Annotated in this window: 4 protein-coding genes; 1 reads left to right on the forward strand and 3 read right to left on the reverse strand. The window is 66.5% G+C overall.

Translation table 11 applies throughout. The features are described 5' to 3' along the window. Positions 1–71: 71 nt before the first annotated feature. The 3 genes from DWW73_RS09930 to DWW73_RS09935 are packed head-to-tail and all read right to left on the reverse strand — an operon-like array spanning position 72 to position 1692. Positions 72–782, reverse strand: a complete 711-nt coding sequence (locus tag DWW73_RS09930) for a 3'-5' exonuclease (protein ID WP_158563816.1) — start codon at positions 780–782, stop codon at positions 72–74. A gap of 4 nt (positions 783–786) precedes the next feature. Next, on the reverse strand, positions 787–1269 hold the full coding sequence (locus DWW73_RS10185) for a hypothetical protein (RefSeq protein ID WP_158563817.1): 483 nt from the start codon (positions 1267–1269) through the stop codon (positions 787–789). Next, positions 1270–1692, reverse strand: a complete 423-nt coding sequence (locus DWW73_RS09935; RefSeq protein WP_117779477.1) for a hypothetical protein — start codon at positions 1690–1692, stop codon at positions 1270–1272. A 347-nt stretch (positions 1693–2039) separates the two neighbouring features. Between DWW73_RS09935 and DWW73_RS09940 the strand changes: the two genes are divergently transcribed. Further along, the gene (locus DWW73_RS09940; protein WP_158563818.1) at positions 2040–3446 is read left to right on the forward strand and encodes a MobA/MobL family protein; all 1407 of its coding nucleotides are present in this window, start codon (positions 2040–2042) and stop codon (positions 3444–3446) included. The last annotated feature ends 1298 nt before the right edge of the window (positions 3447–4744 follow it).

Genomic DNA, 4744 nt, shown 5'->3' on the forward strand with positions numbered 1-4744 from the left:
CGGGTTTTGGGTCGTGATTCGGTTCGCACCGATTCTCGACCCAAAACCCGCGCCAGCGCGGCGGTATCGCGTCAGAACCTGAAATTCGGGTAGAGCATCTGGATGCCCTCGGGCCCGCGGAGGCGCCGCCACTCGGCATCGACGTACTTCTGGACCGCAAGGCACGCCAGCGCGTCGGCGAGTGAGCCGTGGGCCTCGCCCGTCCACTCGTACTCGGCGATCCGCGCCGCCTCGGTCAGCTTGTACCACTTGTAATCTTCGCGGGCGCTGTCCCAGTCCCCCTGGAGTTTGGCGAACTCGTACATCGTGTCGGTCACGCGCGGCTTGCGGCCGAAGTTGTACGGCGCGATGCGGACGGCATCGAGGAACCCGAGGTCGAAGCCGACGTTATAGCCGATGATCTCGTCGGCCTCGCCGATGATCTGGCAGATCTCGGTCGAGCCTGCCCAGATGTCGCGGCACTTCGCAACGGAACTCGGGGAGATGCCGTTGACGCGCTGCGCGTCGGGCCATTCCGTTTTGTGTTCGGGCTTGTACCTTCGGTCGAGAAGGACGTTGCCGTCCCAGTCGACAATGCTCAGGCTCAGGATCTCGTCCTCGGTCGGGTCGAGCCCCGTGGTCTCGCAATCGAGGCAGATGATCTTCTGGCGCTCGTCGACCTCGAGGTACCCGAAGTTGCCGCCGTCGCGCTTCTTCGTGATTTTGATCGGGCCGCAGCTGGGGCCGAAAATATGGGCGGCCTGCTCGATTTCCTCGGGCGTGCCGTCGATTCGGATCTTCATGGCGTCACTCCTCGCTCGGGGTCCAGTAGACCTCGCCGTCCACGTCGACGCGGTAGATTCCGAGCGTCGCCCCCGCGATCTCGAAGAACTCGTAGGGATCCGCCGCGACGCGGCCCGCGTTCGCGAGGCGTTCGGGCATCGCGGCGATGGTCCGCACGAGTCCGCGCCCGTCATCGGTCGAGCGAGCCGCGGCCTCCCTCGCCGCCCCGAACTCGTCCCCGTCGGCATCGCGGGCGTCAACCGCGGCCTTACGGTTTTCCGCCGCGTCGTCTGGGCTGTTCTCGCAGCTCGACCACAGCTCGACCTTGAGCCCGTTCGGGCTCACGCCGAAACATTCCATAGTGATCGCCGCCGACCCGTCGGCGCGGGTGTAGTAGCTCTCGATTCGCCCGCGGCGGACGAACTCCCCACGCCTTTCTTCGTCCGTGTAGAAGAGGGCCGCGCCGTCCGCATTGCGGTACGCGGAGTAATAGACCTTGACGTTCATCTACATCGGTCTCCCTGTGATCGGGTCGATTCCGCGCGGCGGCTCCGCCGCCCAGATGCCGCCCCCGCTCGGGCGCTGGCTCGCCTGCCCCTGCTGCTGGGACCTTTCAATCTGCGTGTGGCACGCGTCCGCGAGCATCCTTCCCAGCGTGAGCCTCTTGCCGTTCTTGTACGCGGCGGCGGCCTGTTCGTTAAGGACCTCGGACAGGGCTTGCCTCAGGTCCTCGCTGTCGAAGGCCATGCCCGCGGCCTGTTCGAGGATCGCGCCGACCTCGACCAGGCGGTGCGTGCGGGCCTTCCGCTCTGCTGCTGCCTTCTTGCGCTCGAGGTCCCGCAGCTCCTTCTTCAGCGCCGCCGCCCTCGCGGCCTGCTTGTCCGCCGCTGCCCTCTTCCGTGCGATCCGCTCGTCGATGGATGCCGTCATATACGACCGCCCTTCCTGCTCGTTGCGGTTTACTCTCGCAGCAAAATATACCCATCCTCGCGGTAAAATTACGCGGGCGGGGTATATCACTTCTTTAGAAGTGCGCACTTAGCACCACTTTTGCCGCGGCAAAAGTGGTGCGTTACGTGCGGTCCTGCGGACGGCCCTACGCCCACACCCGCAAGCCCGTTCGCCTTGGGCGGCTCACGTCCATGCGTGCGGGGCTGCGCGGTCGCTGCGCTCCCTTGCGCTCCGCGCCGCGGGCACCGTTCGCCGACCGCGGCTCACGGTGCCACGCACCGCTGCGCGGGTCGCGTCTGCGACCCTTGCCTATGGAAGGAACCAACATGGCCATCTACCATCTGAACGCCCGCGGCTGCTCGCCCTCAACTGGCGCGGGCGCGGTCCGCAAGGCCGCCTACCAGTCAGGGCAGGCGCTCGTCGAGGAGCGGTCGGGGAGGCTCTGCGACTATGCCCGCAAGGAGCGCGTCACCGCCCAGGGCCTTGCCCTGCCCGCCGCCGCGCCGCCCATCGACCGCGGATCCCTCTGGAACGAGGCCGAGCGCGTCTGGGCCGAGGCGGGCGGGGGCAAGGCGCTCGTGGCCAAGCGCTTCGAGTTCGCGCTGCCCGTCGAGCTGGACGAGCGCGGGCGGCTCGCCTGCGTGCGCGACTTCTGCGCACTGTTCCCGTCAAAGGCTTGCGACTGGGCGATACACGACGACGGCCGCGGCGGGAACCCGCACGCCCACGTGCTGGTCTCCGCGCTCGACCTCGGCGCGGAGGGCTTCGTGCCCCGCACCAAGGCGCAGAAGGGCCAGAGCTGGTACCTCGTCCAGAACGACGGCGGCGAGCGCATCGCGGTCCCCGCGACGGGCTGGGCCGCGGCCAAGGCCGCGGGTTGGCAGAAGGTCTACAACTTCACGGACGGCAAGCGCCGCACCATGAAGCAGGCGAAAGCGGAGGGCCTTGGCACCAAGGACCGCGTCAGCAAGAGCCCCGTGAAGATGCACCGCACGGAGGGGCGCAGCGCCCGCGAGGTCGAGAAGGAGCAGCTGGTCGAGGTCCGCGCCGCCTGGGCCAGCATCGCCAACAGGCACCTCGCGGCGCACGCCGCCGCGACTGGGGCCGCGGTGCGACCGATAGACCACCGCTCCAATAAGGATAGGGGGCTGGACGAGCAGCCGACCGTCCACGAGGGCGGCGCTGGGCTGATCGGCCACGCCGACCGCGTGAAGCTCAACAAGGAGATACGCGAGCGCAACGCCCGTCTGCGCGTCCTGCGCTCCGAGCTGCAGAACGAGGGCGCCGCCCTCGAGCAGCTGCAGCAGGAGATCGCCGACCTCGAGCGCAAGCGCCGCACCGCGGAGCACTCTTGGCAGTCGCGTCCCCGCAAGGGCGAGCGCCAGCGCAAGGCCGCGCTCGCCAAGCGCCGCCGCGCGGCCATGGCCACCGCCGCCGCCGCGACCGCGGCACGCCATCGCGCGACCGCGGCGGTCGCGGACCAGACCGACACTCGCGCCGAGCTCATCGCCCAGCTGGACGAGCAGATCGCCGCACTCGACCTCAAGATCAGGACGCTGCAGGGCGGCAATTCTGCCGCGATGCTGTCTGGTCCCCTGCGGGAGGCCGCGGCGCTGGGAGTCGAGCGCCGAAAGCTCGCCGACGAGCGAGCGAGGCTCGCGGGGGAGGACCCCGCGCCGCGCAGGCCCGAGCCGCCGCAGGCCGAGCGGGAGCGCCGCGGGCCCAAGCACTAGCCGCGCCACGGTGCCCAACGGGCACACTGGCGCCGGCCTATGGCCATGACCGTTCGCGGCGGCAATGGTGGTAGGCGTAAAAAAACGGTGGAGCGGCTGCAAAAGAGCCGCCCCACCGGGTAAAATCAGGTTGTGCCGCGAAACCCGCTCCTCAGGTAGTCACACTTTCGGAACGCGGGCAACGCAGGTACAGTCGAATTGATAGCCCGGTGCCAGCCGGGCTATTTCTTTCTCCCTTCGCTATCCGTTCTGCTTATATTCCTTCCACCACCAGATCGCGTACAGGACGGACCGTGTGATGCTGGCCAGATAGGCCGTGGCACGCAGGATTTCAAGAAACAAGTTCATAGGCCGCTCCAATCGGGGATCGAAGCGTTGCCCGCAGACGGGTTTCGCGGCGGTCAAGATTCTACCCCACGGGCCACGCGAGTACGACTGCCTGTCCGACGGTCGGCCGCGGCGGTAGCTTCAGCTACTCGGCGTCGGCAAAAAGGGTGCTTCCCGTTTGGGAAGCACCCTTGCGCTGTTTTTAATTAAGGTGTAGGGCGGCAAACATATTTTTGTACGGCAGCGTACGTATATATATGTGCATATCTACCTGCGAAAATTAGCCAAAAAAAATAGCAGCCCGCCCGCCTAAAGCGGGCGGGCTGCTGCTATTATTGGAGCTGTGAGCGGTGTTAGCGCACCCCTCACACCGTAGTGCGAGATCCCCACCTCGACAACTACAGCGGCGGATTCCACCCGCCTTTAGTCCATTCTACCAGCTCACGAGCTGGGGGCAAGCTGTAAAACGTCACAAACAAGGGCTCCACGCTACGGCGCGGGGCCCTTTTTCGTGGCTCGTTTTACAGATGCCGTTCCCAGTCGGCACGGGCCACAGTGCCCGTTCAAAAAGGTCGCACGGCGCGAATAGCTGGGACTGAGCTGTAACAGGACTGCTGCCCCTGGCCCCTCCTTAGACGGGGGGCATCACGACGGGACTAGTGATCCCTCCTGTTGGTCCACACGGGCTTCGTCCCGTGCCAAGAACGTAGGTAACCCTAGCGTCTATCAGCTAATTTGCTGGAATAGGCCTAGGCATGGGCTGGTGTGAGTATCCCCAAGGAGCGCGGCATCGCCGCGCGAACGCGGGGTTTGGGAGCTTTGCGGAGCGCCAACGTCTAGCAACTGGTAGGTGGTAGTCGAACAGCCCAGGCGGATTATGCGTGCACCCTGCACCCCGCCGAGGTACGGGGGACGCTGGCGCGGACGGCCAGCGCTTAAACGAACGGTCCGGATGCACACTTCGCAGGGAT

It is taken from the genome of Collinsella sp. AF16-8 (genome assembly GCF_003462695.1).
Lineage (GTDB): Bacteria > Actinomycetota > Coriobacteriia > Coriobacteriales > Coriobacteriaceae > Collinsella.